Below are 18,116 nucleotides of genomic sequence, written 5' to 3' on the forward strand. Positions count from 1 at the left end.
TACGCAGCGGTAGCGTCAACATTCCTCACGTCTGCGTCGTGACGCCAGGCACTACGCATCGAGAGCGAACGGCCACACCATGTGACAGGAGCATCAATTACATGGGGAGGCCGGAGTGGAGCAGTACGAGCTTTACTGCTTGGCTGACGGACTGTTCTACGACACCCCGTCCAACCGCGGCGCCGGGGAAGAGCCTGACTTCCCAGCCTGTAGCCGGCCGGTGCCGGCCGGCTGGGAGCATGTCCCCGGCGACGTCTGGATGAACTACGCGCCACGAGGCGCCGAGCTTCCCCAGCAGGGCTGGAAGATCCACGTCTCCGCCGGTCTCGAGGATGCCGAGAAGGCACTCGCGGCCGTCTGGAACTACTGCGTGCCGCGCGGCCTGCCCTTCAAGTTCCTGCGCAGCAAGCCCGTGCTGGTGATGTTCAACGCCAAGGCGGCCTTCCGCGGATCGAGCGGCAAGCTGGTGACGATCTATCCGGCCGACGAGACCCAGCTCGAACTCGTGCTGAAGGAGCTCGACGGCATCCTCGAAGGCATCCGGGGTCCGTACATCCTCAGCGACCTGCGCTACGGGGCCGGCCCGCTGTTCGTCCGGTACGGCGCCTTCGTCACCAGGTACTGCCTGTCGGAGACCGGCGAACGCGTCTACGCCCTCGCCGACGCGGAAGGCCAACTGGTGCCGGACGTGCGAGGACCCACGTTCTCGATCCCGCCCTGGGTGACGCTGCCCTCGTTCCTGGAGCCACACCTCGCGGCCCGCAACGCGGTGACCACGAACGAGCTCGCCTACACCATCGAGAGCGTCATCCAGTTCTCCAACGGCGGTGGCGTGTACCTCGGCCATCACCGCGACACCGGCGTCAAGGTGGTGCTCAAGGAGGGCCGCCCGCTGGCCGGGCTGGATGTCCTCGGCCGCGACGCGGTCGCCCGCATCGGCCAGGAACGCGACATCCTGCAACGGCTGGCCGGCCTGGACGTCGTACCGGCGGTGCACGACTATCTCGTCCTGGGTGATCATCACTTCCTGGTTCAGGAGTTCGTCGACTCGGATCCTTTGCAGCGGAAGATCGTCCGGCGTTATCCGCTGACCAAGCCGGACCCCTCGGCAACGGAGCTTGCGGAGTACGCCGAGTGGGCGTTCGGAATGCTGGCCAAGGTCGAGCAGGCCGTCGCTGCTCTGCACGAGCGGGGTGTCGTGTTCAACGACCTGCACCCCGGAAACATCCTGATCGGCGCCGACGATCGGCTGGTACTGATCGACTTCGAGGTGGCCACTCTCGTCACCGAGCAGGCCCGGTCGGCGCTGGCTCATCCCGGCTACGCCGCTCCGCCGGACCGGCAAGGCGCCGACGTTGATCGCTACGCGCTCGCTTGTCTCGCGATCGGTCTGTTCGCCCCGCAGTCCACCATGCTGCTGCGAATCCACCCGGAGAAGGCGAGCCAGTTGGCCGACCAGGTCAGCGAGACGTTCGGAGTACCGAGGGAGAAGCTCGATGCCGCGGTCGGCACCATCCTTGGTGGACGGTCGAGGACGCAGGCTGATCCGCCCTTGCCCGGCAAGGTGCCGTGGCCGGACGCTCGCGACGCGATCACCAAGGCCGTCGTCGCCAGCGCGACGCCGGAGCGAGACGACCGATTGTTCCCCGGAGACATCGCGCAGTTCGAGCCGGGTGGTGGGGTCAACCTCGCCCATGGAGCGGCTGGCGTGCTGTGGGCGCTCGACCGGAGCGGCGCGGGCCGCTTCCCGGAGTACGAGGACTGGTTGCTCAAGCGCGCCAAGGAGCCGGCCATCAAGCCCGGGTTCTACGACGGACTCCACGGTGTCGCCTACGTCCTGGCCGGGCTCGGCTACCACGAGGATGCGCTCGACCTGATCGAACGTTGCCAGCAGCAACCAGTCGGCGTCCAGCAACTCGGCCTGTACTCCGGTCTGGCCGGCATCGGGCTCAACCTGCTCGGCTTCGATGACCGCACGGCCGCGACCGGGATCGTCGACCAGGTGGCCGACCGCCTCGGTGGACCCGACGACGTCCCCGAACTCAGCGGCGAAGGACGCCCGCGAGCCGGGCTGATGCACGGTTCCTCGGGCCCGGCGCTGCTGTTCCTGCACGCCTATGAGCAGTGGGGGGACGAGGGGCTGCTCGACCTGGCTCGGATCGCTCTGCAGCAGGACCTGCGCCGCTGTACGACGGACGACCACGGCATGCTGCAGGTCAACCAGGGCTGGCGCACCTTGCCGTATCTCGAAGAGGGCTCGGCCGGGATCGCTCTGGTGCTGGACCGCTACCTGTCGCATCGCCCGGACGACGAGCTCGCACCGGCCCTTGACGCGCTGCGGAAGGTCACCCATTGCGGGTACTTCGTCCAACCCGGCCTCTTCATGGGGCGCGCCGGACTGCTGCTGGCCGCGACCCAGCTCGAACCGGGCGTCCGCGACCAGTTGATCGCCGGATTCGGCTGGCACGCCCTCCCGTACGGGGGCGGTTTGGCCTTCCCCGGCAACCAGTTGCTTCGTCTCTCGATGGACCTGGCCACCGGTACGGCCGGTGTCCTGCTGGCTCTCGGCGCCGCTGCACAGGAGCAGCCGACAGTCCTCCCATTTTTCGGACCCGCCCGGCGGTCCGTTCCCAACGATTCCTGGAAGGAGGTGTAGAAAATGGCACTTCTCGACCTGCAAGGTCTCGACGCCCCCACTGGTGGCGGCGGCGGAGGGGGTGGTGGCGGCAGCACGCTGACGGTTCTCGGCTGCGGCTCCCAGTCCCCGAGCAACATCAGCCTGGTGTTGTGTCACTAGGCGCATAGTCATCCCGGACGGGACATCGCCTCCCGTCCGGGATGGCCCCTGCCCTGTGGAGAGGAGGTCTCGTGCGGCTGAGCTATCCCGGCGCCGAGCGGCTGCCCGGCGCGGAGTACCTGCACGGCCACCGGGTGGCTGATCCTTACCGCTGGCTGGAGGACGCCACCGATCCGCGGACGCGGGCGTGGCAGGCGGCCCAGGACGAACTCTGGTCTCTCCAGGCTCGCGATCTACCAAGCCGTGCACACTTCCGGACCAGGGTGGCCGCCCTCAGCGAGGTAGAGACAACCAGTACGCCGGCCTGGCGCGGCGACCGGCAGTTCTTCACGCGGAGGCGTCCCGGCCAGGAGCATCCGGTTCTGTACGTCGGGGACCGCGTGCTCGTCGATCCGATGGCGCTCGATCCCTCCGGTCTGACCACGCTCGACCGATGGCAGCCCTCGCCGGACGGACGCTTGCTGGCTTACCAGATCTCTCGCGGTGGCGACGAGCAGTCCTTCCTCTTTGTTCTCGACGTCGACACCGGTGAGGTGGTCGCCGGGCCGATCGATCGCTGCCGCTACTCGCCAGTGGCGTGGCTCCCGGACGGCAAGGCCTTCTACCTCGTCCGGGCGCGAAAGCTTTACCTGCATAGGATCGGCACGGCTGAAGATGAGTTGGTGCTGCCGGGCGAAGCGTCGTACGGGCTGGAGATCAGTGCTGATGGCAACTGGTTGACGATCTCCGCTGTGGTTGCGCAGGGCAATGATGTGTGGCTTGTCGACCTGAGTTCCGGGTTCGATCCGGTGGTGGCCCAGCTTGGGGTTGATGCGCGGACGGCGCTGGCGGTCGGGCCGGACGGACGGATGTATGTGGCAACAACTCTCGGTGCACCGTCGGGCCGGGTCTGCGTCGGCGATCCGCGACAACCCGGTCATGAGCACTGGAGAGAGCTCGTCGCGGAGGAGCCGGGCGCGCCACTCAGCCAACTCGCGGTGCTCGACGGGATGCTCCTCGTCGGGCGGACCAGGCACGCCTTGAGTTCGCTCACCGCCCACGATCTCGAGACCGGCGGGCTTCTGCACGAGGTGCCGCTGCCGGGTGCGGGCACGATCGGCGACCTCTGCACCCGACCGGACGGCGGACACGAGGCCTGGTTCAGCTACACCGACAGCGTCACCCCACCGACCGTCCACCGGTACGACGCCCGCACCGGCCGCGCCACCCCTTGGAGCAAGGCTTCTGCAGTCCGAGACGTTGAATCCCATCAGCTGGCCGGCCGATCGCGCGACGGTACTCCGATCCGCCTGGTCGTGCTCGCCCGCCCGGGGGCCGGCGAACCGCGACCCACGATTCTCTACGGGTACGGCGGATTCGGGTTGTCCCTCACGCCCACCTACTCGTCCTTCGCGCTGGCCTGGGTGGAGGCCGGCGGCGTCTTCGTGACGGCGAACCTGCGGGGCGGGGGAGAGCAGGGCGAGGAGTGGCATCGGGCCGGAGTACTGGGTGCGAAGCAGAACGTCATCGACGACTTCCTCGCCGCGGCCGAGACGTTGATCGCGGACGGCTGGACGACGACTGACCGGCTGGGGATCTGTGGTGAGTCCAACGGCGGTCTGCTGGTCGGCGCGGCCCTCACGCAACGGCCGGAGTTGTTCGCGGCAGCGGTCTGCTCGGCGCCGGTGCTCGACATGGTCCGCTACCAACTGGCCGGGCTCGGGCCCTCGTGGGTGCAGGAGTACGGGTCGGCAGACGATCCGGCTCAACTGGCCGCGCTGCTCGCGTACTCGCCGTACCACCGAGTGGTTGAGGCGGACTATCCGGCGGTGCTGTTCACGACCTTCGACGGTGACACCCGCGTCGATCCGCTGCATGCTCGCAAGATGTGCGCCGCCCTGCAGCACGCCACCACCGGCACCCGACCGATCCTGCTCAGAACCGAATCCGGAGTAGGCCACCTACCAGCCGGAACCAGCCGAGGCGTGGCCCTAGCGGCAGACATGCTCGCCTTCCTGGCCACCCACACCGGCCTGGAACTCCGAGGTGGTGTCCCGTGACGACCTTTCGGGGGGTGCTCCGGCAGGGGCGTGGATGGCTTCCGTTGATCGGGGCGGCTGCTCTGCTCGGCAGCCTGATCGTGCTCGCTTTGCCGACCGTGCTCGGCCGGGCAGTGGACGCCGTGGTCGCTCAGGATGACAGCAGTCGATGGGTCCTGGTCGCCTGCGGACTGATCGCCCTCGGTATCGCCTGCGACCTCGTCGAAGTACTCGCCGGCACAGCCTGCGTCGCCGGAACCACCGCCTGGCTACGGCACCGCCTGGTCGGCCGAGTGCTGACCTCAGGTCCGTCCGCTACCCGCGGTTTCGACACCGGCGACCTGGTCAGCCGAGTCTCCGGCAACGCCACCGACGCAGCTCAGGCCGGCCCCGCTGCGGTGACAGCGGTCGCTGCAGCCATCCCCCCGATCGGCAGCCTGGTTCTGCTGTTCCTCATAGACCCCTGGCTTGCCGCAGCCTTCCTCGCCGGGATAGCGGCCGTTGTCGTAGTGCTGTGGGCATTCACGCGCCGCACCGCCGAGATCAGCCTGGCCTACCAGCAGACCCAGGGCCGCATCGCTGCCGCGCTTACTGAGGCCCTGGCCGGCATCCGGACCATCGTCGCCGCGGGTACGGCCGAGCGGGAGGAGCGCCGGATCCTCCGGCTGCTGCCGCAGTTGCACGAACAAGGCCTCCAGACCTGGCAGATGCTGGCCCGCTCCGGCGCACAGGCTGCAGTGATCGGTCCACTGGTCCTGATCTCCGTCCTAGCCGTCGGTGGCGTCCAACTGGTCAACGGCCGGATCACGGCAGGCGAGTACTTCGCCGCTGTCCAGTACGCCGTGATCGGGGCCGGGCTCGGCAGTCTCACTGGAGTCCTGGGTGAACTGGCCAGAGCGCGTGCCGGCATCACCCGGGCAGCAGAGGTGACTGCTCTCCAACCGGTCGGGTACGGCACGCTGCCGTTGCCGGAAGGCCCTGGCCGCTTGGTCTTCGACGGAGTCACCGTGCTCGCCGGCAAGGACATCCTGCTCGACGACATCCACCTGGACCTCCCCGGCGGCGCAGCAGTCGCAGTAGTTGGTCCCAGCGGTGCAGGCAAGTCCGTGCTCGCCGCTGTGGCCGGGCGCCTGCTAGATCCCGACAAGGGACTGGTCCTGCTCGACGGAGTACCGCTGCATGCGCTGAGCAAGACCGCGCTGCGTACTGCGGTCAAGTGTGCGTTCGAGCGACCAGCGCTGGTCGGCTCGACAGTGGGCGATGCCATCTCCGTCGGTCCGCTCCAGCCGGTCCGGCTGCTCGCGTCGGCCCGCGCCACCCATGCGCACGACTTCGTCAGCCGGATGCCCGATGGCTACGGGACCCCGCTCTCGAAGGCGCCGATGTCCGGTGGCGAGGCCCAGCGGCTCGGGCTGGCCAGGGCATGGACCGCGAAGCGGCTGCTGATCCTCGACGACGCGACCAGCAGCCTCGACACCGCAACCGAGCTGCAGATCAGCGAGACGCTGATGGGCGACCGGCGGCGGCGTACCCGGTTGATCGTCACGCATCGCGTGGCGACGGCGGCTCGGGCCGACTTGGTGGTGTGGCTGGAGAAGGGGCGAGTCCGGGCAGTCGGCTCACACCACGACTTGTGGCGCCGGCCGGAGTACCGGGAGGTGTTCGGGTGAAGCGGGAGTTGCGGGTGGGGCTGGCCGCAGTACGGCGGCGGCCTGCTCTGCTGCTGGCGGCTTGGTCGGTGCCTGAGATCCTGCCGACGGCTTGCTATGGGTTGGCTGTCGCTCATGCCACGGATGCGTTCCTCGCCGGGCGAACGGAGCGGGGGCTGGCGTGGCTCGGCGGTCTGGTGGCAGCCGCGTTGTTCGGTGCGTTGGGCGCTCGCTTTGTCTATCGACTGCTCGGCGATCTCGTCGAACCGCTCCGTGATGAACTCGTCCGCAAGGTGGTGGCCGGTGCGCTGCGGAACGCCCAGGCCGATGGCGCGTTGGCTCGCCTGAACCGTCAGGTGGAGATCGTCCGGGACACGTTTGCCGGCTTGGTGCTGGTGGTGCGGAGCTTCGTCGTGACGGTGATCGGCGTGGTGACCGGGTTGCTGTCGCTGTCGCCGCTGGTCGCCGCGCTCGTGGTACCGCCATTCCTGCTGGGGTTTCTTGCTTCGCTTGGTGTGCTGGGACTGGCGGCTGCCCGCGTCCGCGCGTCGTTGCGGGCCGATGAGGAGTTGGCGACCTCGGCGGGGATGGCCTTTGCCGGAGTACGGGATCTGACCGCGAGCGGGGGTGAAGAGTTCGCCGCCGGACTGGTCGGGGGACCGATCGAGGCGCAGGCGGCGGCTGAGCGATCGCTCGCGAAGGTTGCCGTCTTGCGGAAGCTCTGTTTCGCGATCGGCGGCTGGCTCCCGCTGGTGATCCTGCTCGCCGCGGCGCCCTGGCTGCTCAGCCGGGGCGTCAGCACCGGAACGCTGCTCGGCGGCATGACCTATGTGCTGCTGGGATTGCAGCCGGCGCTCAATACGGTGATGTCCGCGCTGGGCGACAGCGGTCTGCGGTACGTCGTGACGCTGGGCCGGATCCTGGACACCAGCGACGTACCGGCGTACGAGCCTGGTGGACGGCTGCCGACCGGGCACGAGGTGCGGCTGCGGCAGGTCTCCTTCGCCTACGGCCCACACGCCGAGCCCGTACTGCGGAACCTGGACCTCGTTGTTCCGGAAGGCGATCACCTCGCGGTGGTCGGCCCCAGCGGCATCGGCAAGTCGACGCTGGCCGGACTCATCTGCGGCCTCCTGCAACCCACCAAGGGCGAGGTGCTCCTTGGGGGAGTCCCACCCTCCGCCTTGCGGGTCGGTGTCCGTGTGGTGATCCCGCAGGAGGCGTACGTCTTCACCGGGACAGTCCGGGAGAACCTGACCTATCTGCACCGGCACGCAACAGCCGCCGAGCTCGACCAGGCGATCGAAGCGGTCGGCGCATCCCAGTTGGTACGCCGAGTTGGTGGTCCGGCCGCGATGATCAGGCCTTCGCAGCTGTCCGCAGGCGAGCGACAGCTGCTCGCGCTGGCCCGGGCGTACCTGTCACCCGCGCCGCTGGCCGTGCTCGACGAGGCCACCTGCTACCTCGACCCGGAGGCCGAACGCGTCGCCGAAGAAGCGTTCGCGGCACGCCCCGGCACCCTGATCGTCATCGCGCACCGGGTCAGTTCCGCCCTACGGGCCAGGCGAGTCCTCGTGCTCGACGGCAGCCACGCCATGCTCGGCAGCCACCAGACCCTGCTCACCGAGAGCACCCTGTACGCCGAACTGGTCGGCCACTGGGCGCCCCCGGCTCGCCTCGAGGTGAGCAGCGATCAGATCCAGCCCGCGTCCTGAGCCTTCCGGATCGCCTCGATCCTGCTCCGCGCGCCGGTCTTGCTGAGGATCCGGGACAGGTAGTTCCGGATCGTTCCGGCGCTGAGGTTGAGGGCGCGGGCCACCTCCTGTGCGGTCGCGCCGGTGTTGATCAGGCGGAGTACTTCGCACTCGCGGTCCGTCAGCGGGTTGTCCGGCGCCCGCAACGCCGCCAGCGCCAGGCTGGGATCGAAGACCGGCCTGCCCTCGGCCACCTCCCGGACGGCGTCGACCAGGTCGTCGGGCGATACGTCGGTACCGATCACCCCGACCTTCGACGAGTGCTTGACCACCGAAAGGGCCAGTGAGATCGAGCCGCCGTCGTCGCGTTCGATCAGCATCAGCACCGCATGTCCACCGAGCTGGTCGCACAACTCGGCAATTCCCATCTCTCCCGGAAGGAGAGGATCCAGCACCAGCACCTCCGGCCCAGCGTTGGACCCCTGCAAGACCTCCTCTGCGTTCTCGAACTCCGCCACCACGTTCAGATCAGATTCTCTGCTGAGCACCACGGCCAGCGCGCCTCGCACCAGCTTCCCGCGGTGCCCGATGACAACTCGGATCACCGGCTCCGCCCCCCTGGCGAATCGTGTTCGCTGATCCCGGATACAGCCGGTCACGAAGTGCGCCGGAAGCACCGGGATCGGTCACCGACAGTTTCCATGCCGATATCTGACCTGTCACCAGGTCAGCAAAAACTCGCGGTAATTGAGGGTAATACTTCGCGGTCTGTAGAGCAGTCGTATCGGGGCGTATGCCGGCGGTGACGCCCGGAGGAGCGAAGTGGACGCAGGCAGCGGTTCTGCGGCGTCAGCCGTTGGCGATGCGGGAGACCGCGAACAAAAGGATGACCAGGACCGAGAAGACCCGCATCCCGCGAGCCCCGGTGCTGACCACCGGCCAGGACAGGAACCCGAGCCAGCCGAGCAGCAGCGCGAGCAGGATCAGCGCGGGGACGCCGACCGCGAGCGGAGCGAACACCCCGACCAACGCGAGCACCAGCGTGATTGCCGGCAACGTCAGCTTCGGCATCCCGTGCAACCTGGCCACGACCGGGTAGCTCGCCTTGGTGATCCGCGCCCGAAGCGGACTGACCGGCTGACTGCTCGATGCGCTGCTCATCCCCCCATTCTTCCAGGCGTGACCAACGGGTCAGCAGGTGGTCGCCGGGGGTGACGCCGTAGGGTGTGGTGGGTGTTCGTGGTGATCAGGTTCCGGGTGGGGCAGGCTGGGCAGCCGGCGTTCGTCGAGCGGCTGGAGGCTGCGGTCGAGGTGCTGTCCCGGCAGAAGGGTTTCGTGGCGGCCCGGACCGGGCGGAACGCGGATGATCCTGAGCTGCTGGCGCTCAGCATGGAGTGGGTGAACATCGGCAGCTACCGCCGCGCGCTCTCGCCGTACGAGGTGAAGCTGGCGGCCGTCCCGTTGCTGTCCGAGGCGATCGACGAACCGAGCGCCTATGACGACTTGAGTGAATTCTCACCGCACCGCTGAACCGATAGCCTGGACCCTTCCCGTACCACCACTCTGGAGTCGAAACGTGCCCGTGGATACCGTCGATGCCGTCGTCAGCCTCAGTAAGCGGAGAGGCTTCGTGTACCCGTGCGGCGAGATCTACGGTGGGACCAAGTCGGCCTGGGACTACGGACCGCTCGGTGTCGAGCTGAAGAACAACGTGCGGACCCAGTGGTGGCGCTCGATGGTGACCGGCCGCGACGACATCGTCGGGCTGGACTCCTCGGTGATCCTGCCGACCAAGGTCTGGGAGGCGTCGGGCCACCTGCAGGAGTTCGTCGACCCGCTGACCGAGTGCCAGTCCTGCCACAAGCGGTACCGCGACGACCACCTGCGGGAGGACTTCGCCCGGCGGAAGAACAAGGACGCCGACGAGGTCAAGCTGGACGAGATCGCCTGCCCGAACTGCGGGAACAAGGGCACCTTCACCGAGCCGCGGATGTTCAACGGCCTGCTGAAGACCTACCTCGGCCCGGTCGAGTCCGAGGAAGGGCTGCACTACCTGCGCCCGGAGACCGCGCAGGGCATCTTCATCAACTTCGCGAACGTGATGGGCACCGCCCGCAAGAAGCCGCCGTTCGGCATCGCCCAGGTGGGCAAGAGTTTCCGCAACGAGATCACCCCCGGCAACTTCATCTTCCGGACCCGTGAGTTCGAGCAGATGGAGATGGAGTTCTTCGTCGCGCCCGGCAGTGACGAGGAGTGGCACGAGTACTGGCTGAAGGCGCGCTGGGACTGGTACCTCGACCTCGGGCTGAACCCGGACAACATGCGCTTCTACGAGCACCCGAAGGAGAAGCTGAGCCACTACTCGAAGCGCACCGTCGACATCGAGTACAAGTTCCACTTCGGCGGCAAGGAGTTCGACGAGCTCGAGGGGATCGCGAACCGGACCGACTTCGACCTGTCCACGCACTCCAAGCACTCCGGGGTCGACCTGTCCTACTTCGACCAGGAGAAGGGCGAGCGCTGGACGCCGTACGTGATCGAGCCGGCCGCCGGGCTGACCCGCAACGTGCTCGCCTTCCTGCTCGACGCCTACACCGAGGACGAGGCGCCGAACGCGAAGGGTGGCGTCGACAAGCGGACCGTACTGCGCTTCGACCCGCGACTCGCGCCGGTCAAGGCGGCCGTGCTGCCGCTGTCCCGCAACGCCGACCTGTCCCCGAAGGCGAAGGACCTGGCCGGCGAGCTGCGGAAGAACTGGAACGTCGACTTCGACGACGCCGGCGCGATCGGCCGGCGCTACCGCCGGCAGGACGAGATCGGTACGCCGTACTGCATCACCGTCGACTTCGACACCCTCGACGACCAGGCCGTGACGATCCGCGAGCGGGACTCGATGAAGCAGGAGCGGGTTGCGCTGACCGAGGTGACCGGCTATCTCGCCCAGCGGCTGGTGGGTTGCTGACGATGCTGCGGGGTTTGCTGACGCCGGGCCGCACCAAGTTCGGCCTGACGGTTTTCGGAGTGAGTGCTGTGGTGGTGTTCCTGGTCGCGGGCTGTTCCGACAGCCCGCCGGAAGCCGGTAACAACCCGCCGGCGAGCAATCCCACGACGGCCGGCCCGACCGCGCCTTCGGGGCCGTCGTCGGCCCCGATCCCCACTCCTTCGACGCCGTCGCTGACTCCGCTGCCGAAGCCGACGAAGCCGTGGCCGACGCCTTCGGTGAAGGGTGAGCCGGCGTCCGACGCGCCGCTGGCCCAGCGGATCCGCTTCGCGATCGCCAAGCAGGCGCAGGTCACCGCCGGCCGCGCGGCGACCACGACGGTGAACTGCCCGGGGATCGACAAGGTCGAGACGGCCGGCAAACACACGCTGAAGTGCACGGTGAAGTACGCCGGCCAGCCGTACGAGGGCACCCTGACGGTCGACGCCAAGCAGTACACCGCGTCGTACAAGTTCACCTCGGAGAAGGTCGCGATCGTGCGGCCGAAGGTGGTCGACGCCGTCCTGCGGACCGTGCCCGGCGCGGCGAAGGTGACCTGCACGATGGAGGACGTCGCCATCGTCGCTCCCGCCGGTCAGCCGATCGGGTGCGACGTGACGACGACCGCGAATGCCGTCGAGCCGTACCGTGCGCAGGTCTCCGGCAACGGCCAGATCCAGGTTTCGAAGGCCTGATCACGTGTTGAAGCTCGGGGATCTCACGATCGACACGCCAGTGGTGCTCGCACCGATGGCGGGCATCACCAACGCGGCGTACCGGCGGTTGTGCGCGGAGCAGGGCGCGGGGCTCTACGTCTGCGAGATGATCACCTCGCGCGGCATTGTCGAGGGTGACCAGAAGAGCCTCGACATGCTCACGTTCGACGAGCGCGAGACGGTCCGCTCGGTGCAGCTGTACGGGGTCGATCCCGTGTACGTCGGCCGCGCGGTGGAGCTGCTCTGCTCGGAGTACGGCGTGGCGCACGTCGACCTCAACTTCGGGTGCCCGGTGCCGAAGGTGACCCGCAAGGGCGGTGGCGCGGCGCTGCCGTGGAAGCGCAATCTGCTCGGCGCGATCCTGCAGGCGGCGGTCCGGGCGGCGACGCCGTACGGGATCCCGGTCACGATGAAGACCCGGATCGGGATCGACAGCGCGCACCAGACCTACCTCGACGCGGGCAAGATCGCCGAGGAGTCTGGCGCGGCCGCGATCGGGCTGCACGGCCGGACCGCGGCGCAGGCGTACTCCGGTCAGGCGGACTGGACCAAGATCGCCGAGCTGGTCGAGCACGTGAACATCCCGGTGCTCGGCAACGGCGACATCTGGGAGGCGTCCGACGCCCTCCGGATGGTCGCTGAAACTGGGTGCGCCGGTGTCATCGTCGGGCGCGGCTGCCTAGGCCGGCCGTGGCTGTTCCGCGATCTAGCGGTCGCCTTCGCCGGCGGCGAGGCGCTCAACCTACCAACCCTCGGCGAGGTCGCGACCGTGATGCGCCGCCACGGCGAACTGCTGGCCGGCCTGATGGGCGAGCAGCGCGGCCTGCGCGACTTCCGCAAACACGTCCCGTGGTACCTGAAGGGCTTCCCAGCAGGCGGCGAACTCCGAGCCGCCCTGGGCATGGTCGACTCCCTCCAACGCCTGGACGAACTCCTCACCCAACTAGACCCCACCGCCCCCTTCCCACTCCAGGAACTGGGCTCCCCCCGAGGCCGCCAGGGCAGCCCCCGAGACCACGTAGTCCTCCCACACGGCTGGCTGGACGACGCCGACGGACTGAACACCGACATGGCCGAAGCCGAAATAGGAATCTCCGGCGGCTGACCAGCTCGGCATAGAGCTGGCCAGTGCCGGGGAACAGTCGGCCGGCCAAACCTCGGCGACCCGTCGCGGGCGCCTACTCGTCGGCGGCGGCTTTGCGGGCTGCTGCCTTGCGGCGTTTGCCTTCGTGCATCGCGACCACTCGGGCGACCGGGATGGTGTGGCCCTCCTCGATCAGGTCTGCGGGAAGGGTCTGCGGAGCCGGGAGCTGGTCGGCCCAGGAGGTGGTCAGCAGGCCAGGCGTCGTACGGACGGTGAAGTCGCGCGGGCTGACCTGCTCCAGGTCGTCCCAGCCGACGGGGAAGGAAACCGTCGTGCCCGGGCGGATCCGCGGACTGTACGCCGCGACGACGGTCGCGCCACCGGCTCGAGTGGAGTCGACGAACACCTTGCCGTGCCGTTCTTCCTTCACGTACGCGGTCGTCGCCAGCGCCGGATCGATCCGCTCGGCCCGCGCGGCGATCGCCCGGGTCGCGGCGGCGGCCTCCTCGATCGTCGCCTGGTCATCGATCGGCACGTAGACGTGAACACCCTTGGCACCACTCGTCTTCACCGCGCCGTCCAAGCCTGAGTCGGTCAGCGCCTGACGCACCAGCAACGCGGCCTTCACCGCCAGCTCGAAGGTCTCCCCCTCGGGCGGGTCGAGGTCGAGCACGAGGTGGGTGACCCGATCCTGCCGATCCAGCCGCATCAACGTCGGGTGGTACTCGACCGCACGCTGGTTCCCGAACCACAGCAGGGTCTTCCGGTCGTCGCACACGGCGTACGAGATCTCCCGCTTGGAGGCCTCAGCCCACACCGGCACCGTCCGAATCCACTCCGGCGTGTACTTCGGAACGTTCTTCTGCATAAACGGCTCTTGCCCAGGCCGCACCCTGATCACCGACAACGGCCGCTCCCGCAACTCCGGCAGCATCACCTCACGGACCGCGTCGAGATAATCCACCAGGTCCCGCTTTGTCGCCTCAGCCCCATCAAACAACGGCTGATCGAGATTGGTCAGCGGTACTCCGTCACGCACCTCATCCGGCTTGCTCGCCATAACAGGAGACTAGGCGCTGACAGAGGCAACCACCTGTGGATAACACCCGGCTCGGCGCGCCTTCCGCTTGTTAACTTGAGAGGAAGGACACGGGGCGAGGTCGATCAGCCGTTCGAGACACGAGTACGAGTGGTGCCGATCTGTCCAGCCCGACTCCGACGCACGCCGGTCGGCGCGGGCCACGACTAGCTCTCCGAGGCTGTCACCAAGTCGAGCGCTGCGTGGATGACATCCGGCGATGGGTGGTTGCGGAGGTCTGTCAGTAGGGCGCGCCAGGCAGGGGACCAGCCGGTGCGGGTGGTTGCGGCTGCTGTCAGGGTGAGGGCGAACAGGCCGTCGACAGCGCGACCGGTGGCAGCGAGCTGGGTGGCTGGTGGGAGGACGTCCGCTGAGGTCCACTGCGCCTGGGCGTTCGTCAAGCGCATGCTGAGTTGCCCCACGGCTGCCGAGACCGCCAGCGGTCGGTCGGCGAGTAGGTCGGCTACTGCGGTCAGTTCATCTAGAGGCGCCTTCCACTGCAGTGCGTAGATCAGCAGCCGAACGCGAAGCCCCAGGTACTCCGGTGCGGTCAGCTCATCGGCGACAAGCGGAAGCGCCTGCCGAGCCTGTGCCTCCCGTGCGCTGAGAGCAGCCGTCAGCCGTGTCACCACAGCCGTCAGCCGCTGCCGCGCGGGGTGGTCCCGGTCCGCTGTCGCGTTGGGGACCTCAGGGTTGCTCTCCAGCCGGACCAGGAGCCTGACAACCGACACCAGCTCGTCAAGGCCCTCGCCGGTAGCGGCAATGGCGACAAGCGCAGTGGTGGCGTCGCTCCACGTCGTGTTGCGGATCGAGAGGTCAGTGATGAACCCCGCGCACACCGGAGTAGCGGCCGGGTTGTAGCGCGCCCACCTCGACAGAGACAGCAGCGCGAGCCGCACAACCTCCGGCTCGGGCCTGTTGGTCACAGCGATCAGCAGGTCGGCATAGCGAGACCTGTACTCCGCAGCCATCGTCGCCGGCGCCCGCTGCACCAGCACCGTCGCAGTAGTGGCCGAATCGTGCACAGCCTCCTGCAGCAACGCCCAACTAGCCGGCTCATGCAGCAGATGCTGCGACGCGGTACTGGCGATAGCAGCCCGCACATCCCGATGCGCATCCGCCCAAGCCTCTGCCAGTACTGCGCTCGCCCCCGGCGCCCGCAGTACGCCGAGCAGCCGCGCCGCCTCCTTGCGGGACGTCACCTTCATCCGCTCGCCCACGAGTACCGGCCGGAACGTCTCGGCCAGCAGGCTCGGCCTGACGAACCGTGCAGCCCCGGCTGGCCGCATAGAGAGCCACCCGCGCCCGGTCGTCGCCCGCATGGCTCAATAGGACCGGCAATGCGAGCTCCGGCTGCTCGGTCCATGCCAGTGCGCCAAGAGCCGCCTCCTGCAAGAGCACCTGGTCGCTGGTGAGGAACGGCTCGACAGCAGCCCGGCCGACGCCGGGGATACGGCCCAGCATCGAGACGGCCGCTGCCCGAGCCCACTCGGGCATCTCGGCATCGTTGGCGGCCGCAGCCACCAGTACGGCGTACCGGCTGTGCTGGCGGGGGAGCCAGCGGCGGAGGGCGAGGTTGGAGACGTGCCAGGCGGCGTAGTTGCGGGAGAAGCGGCGGACGCGGCTCGGTTTGGCGAGCACCCGGTCAAGGAGGTCGGTGCGGATCTCGGTCACCGCGAGCCACACCGAGTCCCAGCGGGCCATTCCGACCTCGCGCTGGATGATCTGGCCGGTTCGTTCGGCGCGCGTCGCGGGCGGTTGGAGCCAGAGCCGAGCGGCTTGGTCGACCGTGTACTCCTGGTTCGACCAGACCGCCTTCTCCAGTACGCCGTGCAGGTGCTCGTTGGCCCAGCCACGGCGGCCGAACGCATGAGCAATGGCGAAGGCGAGCGCGAACTCACGCCGCTTGGCGCCGGCGTCGACGTACGGGCGCAGCGCCTCGTAGACGGCGACCTCGCGACCGCGGGGCAGGCCGTTGATCAACCCGTACAGGCTGACCGTGCCGGTGTTCTCGGACAGCCTCGCGTGGGCCTGGAGACCCCACTCGAGCAAGACCAATTGGTTGCCCAGTGCCCCTTGTTGGACGGCCTTCTCAGCCAGCTGGTTCAGCGATCCTCGCGACTGCCAGGAGGCGTCCCGGGCTTCGAGGGTGTCGATCAGCAGGATCTGGAGCGCACCGACGTGGGCATCGGTCAGCAGAGACGGCGGCAAGTCGGCGGCCGCGCCGAGAACCGCCGCCCGGACCGGATCCTGGTCGTTGCGGACCCTTGTCGCCCACGACAGCGCATGCTCGATCGAATCCGCCTGGCGAGAGTGGCCCGCGCTTTCGATGACGGCGCGGTAGACGGCCGCGCGGTCGTCCGCATCGGCACGACTGACCTCCGGCTCGAGTACTGCGAAGGCTTCGGCGTACGGGAGGTAGGCGGTGAGCCGCCAGCGGGTGTGCAGCTCCTCACGCACCTTCGGCAGCTCGAGCATCCGCCGGGCGTGCTCCTCGCGAACGGCGTGGGGGAGGACGGCGAGCAGGTCTTCGGACAGGATCGTCTGGCCGAGTTCGACGCTCCCCGTGACGGCCGCGAAGATCGCTGACCGTCGCGAGGGCGGGAGATCGGCGAGCAAGCCTTCGACGTTCGGCCAGAGGGCGCGTCCGAGAGCGATCAGGTCGTCGTCGGAGAATCGATGCAGCCTCCGCCGCAGGGCCGGGGTGAGGGCGCGATGGACGGTCGAGGCGCGATCGGGAGCAAGCAGGATCGCGAGCAAGCCGGCCGGATCGAGCTCAGCCAGCTGGCCGATCACCTCGACGACAGCCCAGGGCAGTTCGTGCTGGGGGAGGGCGGCACGGATCAGCTCGAGAACCCGCCCGGGATGCTCAGCGATCACCTTCGTGGCGCCGTGGCCGACGGTGTTCCACCATTCCTGCCGGTTGGCGTCGCTGGGCAGCGTCGCGAACGCGTAGTCGAGCAAAACCTCGGGATGACGCGCTGCCAGCCGTCCCCACTCACCCGAAGACAGGGTGTAGGCCAGCTCAGGCAGCAGCCGTACGACGGTCGCCCGGTCCGCACTGCTGAGCAGACCGGCGGCGGCGTGGTCACCCCATTGACTGCGTTGGTCGTCGATCAGCCGGGCGGCGAGCCCCTCGCGTCGAGTGCGCCGGATGACGCTCAGGATGCGGGCCCGCAAGGCGGCCGGCGCATCGGAGTACAGGGAACGCAGTGCATCGTCAGGGACCGGTACGCCGCGTCCGGCGACGGCGAGCGCGCGGCGTTGGAGCAGCGGGTCGCTGAGGAGCTTGGTGACGTGGTCGACCTCGCCGGCGATCTGCGCGAACTGGAGGCCGATGGTTCTCGCGAACAGATCGCCTCGGTCGAGTTCGGAGATCAGAGCCGTCAGCTCTGGGGTGCCGCGCAGGCGGGTGGCCTCCTGCGCGACCAGGCGGACGCGTTCGCCGTACGGGAGCCGGTCGAGGGCTTTCAGCAGTGCGGTCGCTCGCATCCCCACATCCTGCCCAACCGGGGAGTCAGGAGGGCAGATTCGCGTCCATCAGGAGTTGCGCGGCTTCCCGGGCGCGGGCGGCCGGCTCGGGGGATTCGGAGAACGCCGACGTGGTGATCGCGCCCTCGCTGAGCAGGATCAGGTAGTCCGACAGGCGCTGTGGATCGGGGGCACCCGCCGCCGCGGCCAGGTCGGTGAGGGCGTCGCGAAAGCCTGCCTTGTGCTTCCTGGCCAGCTCGGCGACGCGGGGCGAGACCGTCCCGAGCTCGCCGAAGGAGTTGATGAAGGCGCAGCCGCGGAAGCTCTTTTCCATGAACCAGGAGTGCAGGAAGTCGAAGACGGCAAGGATGCGCTCGCGCGGGTCGGTGGCGGCGTCCACGTGCTCGGCCAGCATCGTCTTCCACTGCTGGTCGCGCTTGTCCAGGTACGCCTCGATCAGGTGGTCCTTGGACGGGAAGAGCTGGTAGAGCCGCTTCAGCGAGACGCCGGACGCGGACCGGATGGCGTCCATCCCGACCGCCTGCACGCCGCGCTCGTAGAACAGCGCGTCCGCGGCGTCGAGCACCTGCTGCTGCGCGGTCGCTGTGTCGATCGTCATCCGTTCCGCC

At 68.5% G+C, this 18,116-nt stretch carries 14 protein-coding genes; 9 read left to right on the top strand and 5 right to left on the bottom strand.

The annotated features are described in order from the left end of the window. Positions 1–115 precede the first annotated feature (115 nt). From lanKC to ACQPYM_RS15315, 5 genes are all read left to right on the top strand, one after another. Complete coding sequence (gene lanKC, locus ACQPYM_RS15295) at positions 116–2,656, top strand: class III lanthionine synthetase LanKC (RefSeq protein WP_433021105.1); 2,541 nt, start codon at positions 116–118, stop codon at positions 2,654–2,656. Between the two features lie 3 nt (positions 2,657–2,659). Further along, positions 2,660–2,797, top strand: a complete 138-nt coding sequence (locus ACQPYM_RS15300; RefSeq protein WP_433021107.1) for a SapB/AmfS family lanthipeptide — start codon at positions 2,660–2,662, stop codon at positions 2,795–2,797. Between the two features lie 71 nt (positions 2,798–2,868). Beyond that, positions 2,869–4,836, top strand: coding sequence for a prolyl oligopeptidase family serine peptidase (locus ACQPYM_RS15305; RefSeq protein ID WP_433021109.1), 1,968 nt, complete (start codon positions 2,869–2,871; stop codon positions 4,834–4,836). Then, positions 4,833–6,485, top strand: a complete 1,653-nt coding sequence (locus tag ACQPYM_RS15310; protein ID WP_433021111.1) for an ABC transporter ATP-binding protein — start codon at positions 4,833–4,835, stop codon at positions 6,483–6,485. Before ACQPYM_RS15305 ends, ACQPYM_RS15310 begins: the two co-directional genes overlap by 4 nt. Further along, complete coding sequence (locus tag ACQPYM_RS15315; RefSeq protein ID WP_433021113.1) at positions 6,482–8,179, top strand: ATP-binding cassette domain-containing protein; 1,698 nt, start codon at positions 6,482–6,484, stop codon at positions 8,177–8,179. Before ACQPYM_RS15310 ends, ACQPYM_RS15315 begins: the two co-directional genes overlap by 4 nt. Here the strand turns inward: ACQPYM_RS15315 and ACQPYM_RS15320 are convergent. Both ACQPYM_RS15320 and ACQPYM_RS15325 read right to left on the bottom strand, forming a co-directional pair. Then, a complete protein-coding gene (locus ACQPYM_RS15320) occupies positions 8,158–8,763 on the bottom strand; it encodes a response regulator transcription factor (RefSeq protein WP_433021115.1) in 606 nt (201 codons plus the stop codon). The two genes, ACQPYM_RS15315 and ACQPYM_RS15320, sit on opposite strands and share 22 nt — an antisense overlap. A gap of 244 nt (positions 8,764–9,007) precedes the next feature. Beyond that, positions 9,008–9,319: a DUF6703 family protein gene (locus ACQPYM_RS15325; protein WP_433021117.1), complete on the bottom strand. Its 312-nt coding sequence runs from the start codon at positions 9,317–9,319 to the stop codon at positions 9,008–9,010. Positions 9,320–9,391: 72 nt separating this feature from the next. On the opposite strand from ACQPYM_RS15325, the gene ACQPYM_RS15330 reads away from it, so the two are divergent. Genes ACQPYM_RS15330 through dusB form a run of 4 tightly spaced genes read left to right on the top strand, consistent with a single transcriptional unit; the run spans position 9,392 to position 12,959 of the window. Next, entirely contained in the window at positions 9,392–9,688 is a 297-nt protein-coding gene (locus ACQPYM_RS15330) for an antibiotic biosynthesis monooxygenase family protein (protein WP_433021118.1), read from the top strand. Positions 9,689–9,734: 46 nt separating this feature from the next. After that, positions 9,735–11,120 carry a glycine--tRNA ligase gene (locus ACQPYM_RS15335; RefSeq protein WP_360282325.1) on the top strand — a complete coding sequence of 462 codons (1,386 nt, stop codon included), beginning with the start codon at positions 9,735–9,737 and terminating at the stop codon, positions 11,118–11,120. A gap of 2 nt (positions 11,121–11,122) precedes the next feature. Then, complete coding sequence (locus ACQPYM_RS15340) at positions 11,123–11,833, top strand: hypothetical protein (protein WP_433021120.1); 711 nt, start codon at positions 11,123–11,125, stop codon at positions 11,831–11,833. Positions 11,834–11,837: 4 nt separating this feature from the next. Beyond that, positions 11,838–12,959 (top strand): tRNA dihydrouridine synthase DusB, encoded by a 1,122-nt coding sequence (gene dusB / locus ACQPYM_RS15345; protein ID WP_433021122.1) that lies wholly within the window; start codon positions 11,838–11,840, stop codon positions 12,957–12,959. Positions 12,960–13,032: 73 nt separating this feature from the next. Here the strand turns inward: dusB and ligD are convergent, their stop codons facing one another. The 3 genes from ligD to ACQPYM_RS15360 all read right to left on the bottom strand — a co-directional run bounded on the left by ligD (position 13,033) and on the right by ACQPYM_RS15360 (position 18,106). Continuing rightward, a complete protein-coding gene (ligD, locus tag ACQPYM_RS15350; RefSeq protein WP_433021124.1) occupies positions 13,033–13,998 on the bottom strand; it encodes a non-homologous end-joining DNA ligase in 966 nt (321 codons plus the stop codon). Positions 13,999–15,072: 1,074 nt separating this feature from the next. Beyond that, the gene (locus tag ACQPYM_RS15355) at positions 15,073–17,508 is read right to left on the bottom strand and encodes a hypothetical protein (RefSeq protein WP_433021126.1); all 2,436 of its coding nucleotides are present in this window, start codon (positions 17,506–17,508) and stop codon (positions 15,073–15,075) included. A gap of 25 nt (positions 17,509–17,533) precedes the next feature. Further along, positions 17,534–18,106, bottom strand: coding sequence for a TetR/AcrR family transcriptional regulator (locus ACQPYM_RS15360; protein ID WP_433021128.1), 573 nt, complete (start codon positions 18,104–18,106; stop codon positions 17,534–17,536). Positions 18,107–18,116 lie beyond the last annotated feature (10 nt).

The organism is Kribbella sp. CA-294648 (assembly GCF_050943845.1).
GTDB lineage: Bacteria > Actinomycetota > Actinomycetes > Propionibacteriales > Kribbellaceae > Kribbella.

Bases quoted from the DNA above. Each gene is read 5' to 3' on its own strand.
- ACQPYM_RS15300 (WP_433021107.1), top strand. From the start codon at position 2,660: ATGGCACTTCTCGACCTGCAAGGTCTCGACGCCCCCACTGGTGGCGGC.
- ACQPYM_RS15325 (WP_433021117.1), bottom strand. From the start codon at position 9,319: ATGAGCAGCGCATCGAGCAGTCAGCCGGTCAGTCCGCTTCGGGCGCGG.
- ACQPYM_RS15340 (WP_433021120.1), top strand. From the start codon at position 11,123: ATGCTGCGGGGTTTGCTGACGCCGGGCCGCACCAAGTTCGGCCTGACG.
- ligD (WP_433021124.1), bottom strand. From the start codon at position 13,998: ATGGCGAGCAAGCCGGATGAGGTGCGTGACGGAGTACCGCTGACCAAT.
- ACQPYM_RS15355 (WP_433021126.1), bottom strand. From the start codon at position 17,508: ATGCGAGCGACCGCACTGCTGAAAGCCCTCGACCGGCTCCCGTACGGC.
- ACQPYM_RS15360 (WP_433021128.1), bottom strand. From the start codon at position 18,106: ATGACGATCGACACAGCGACCGCGCAGCAGCAGGTGCTCGACGCCGCG.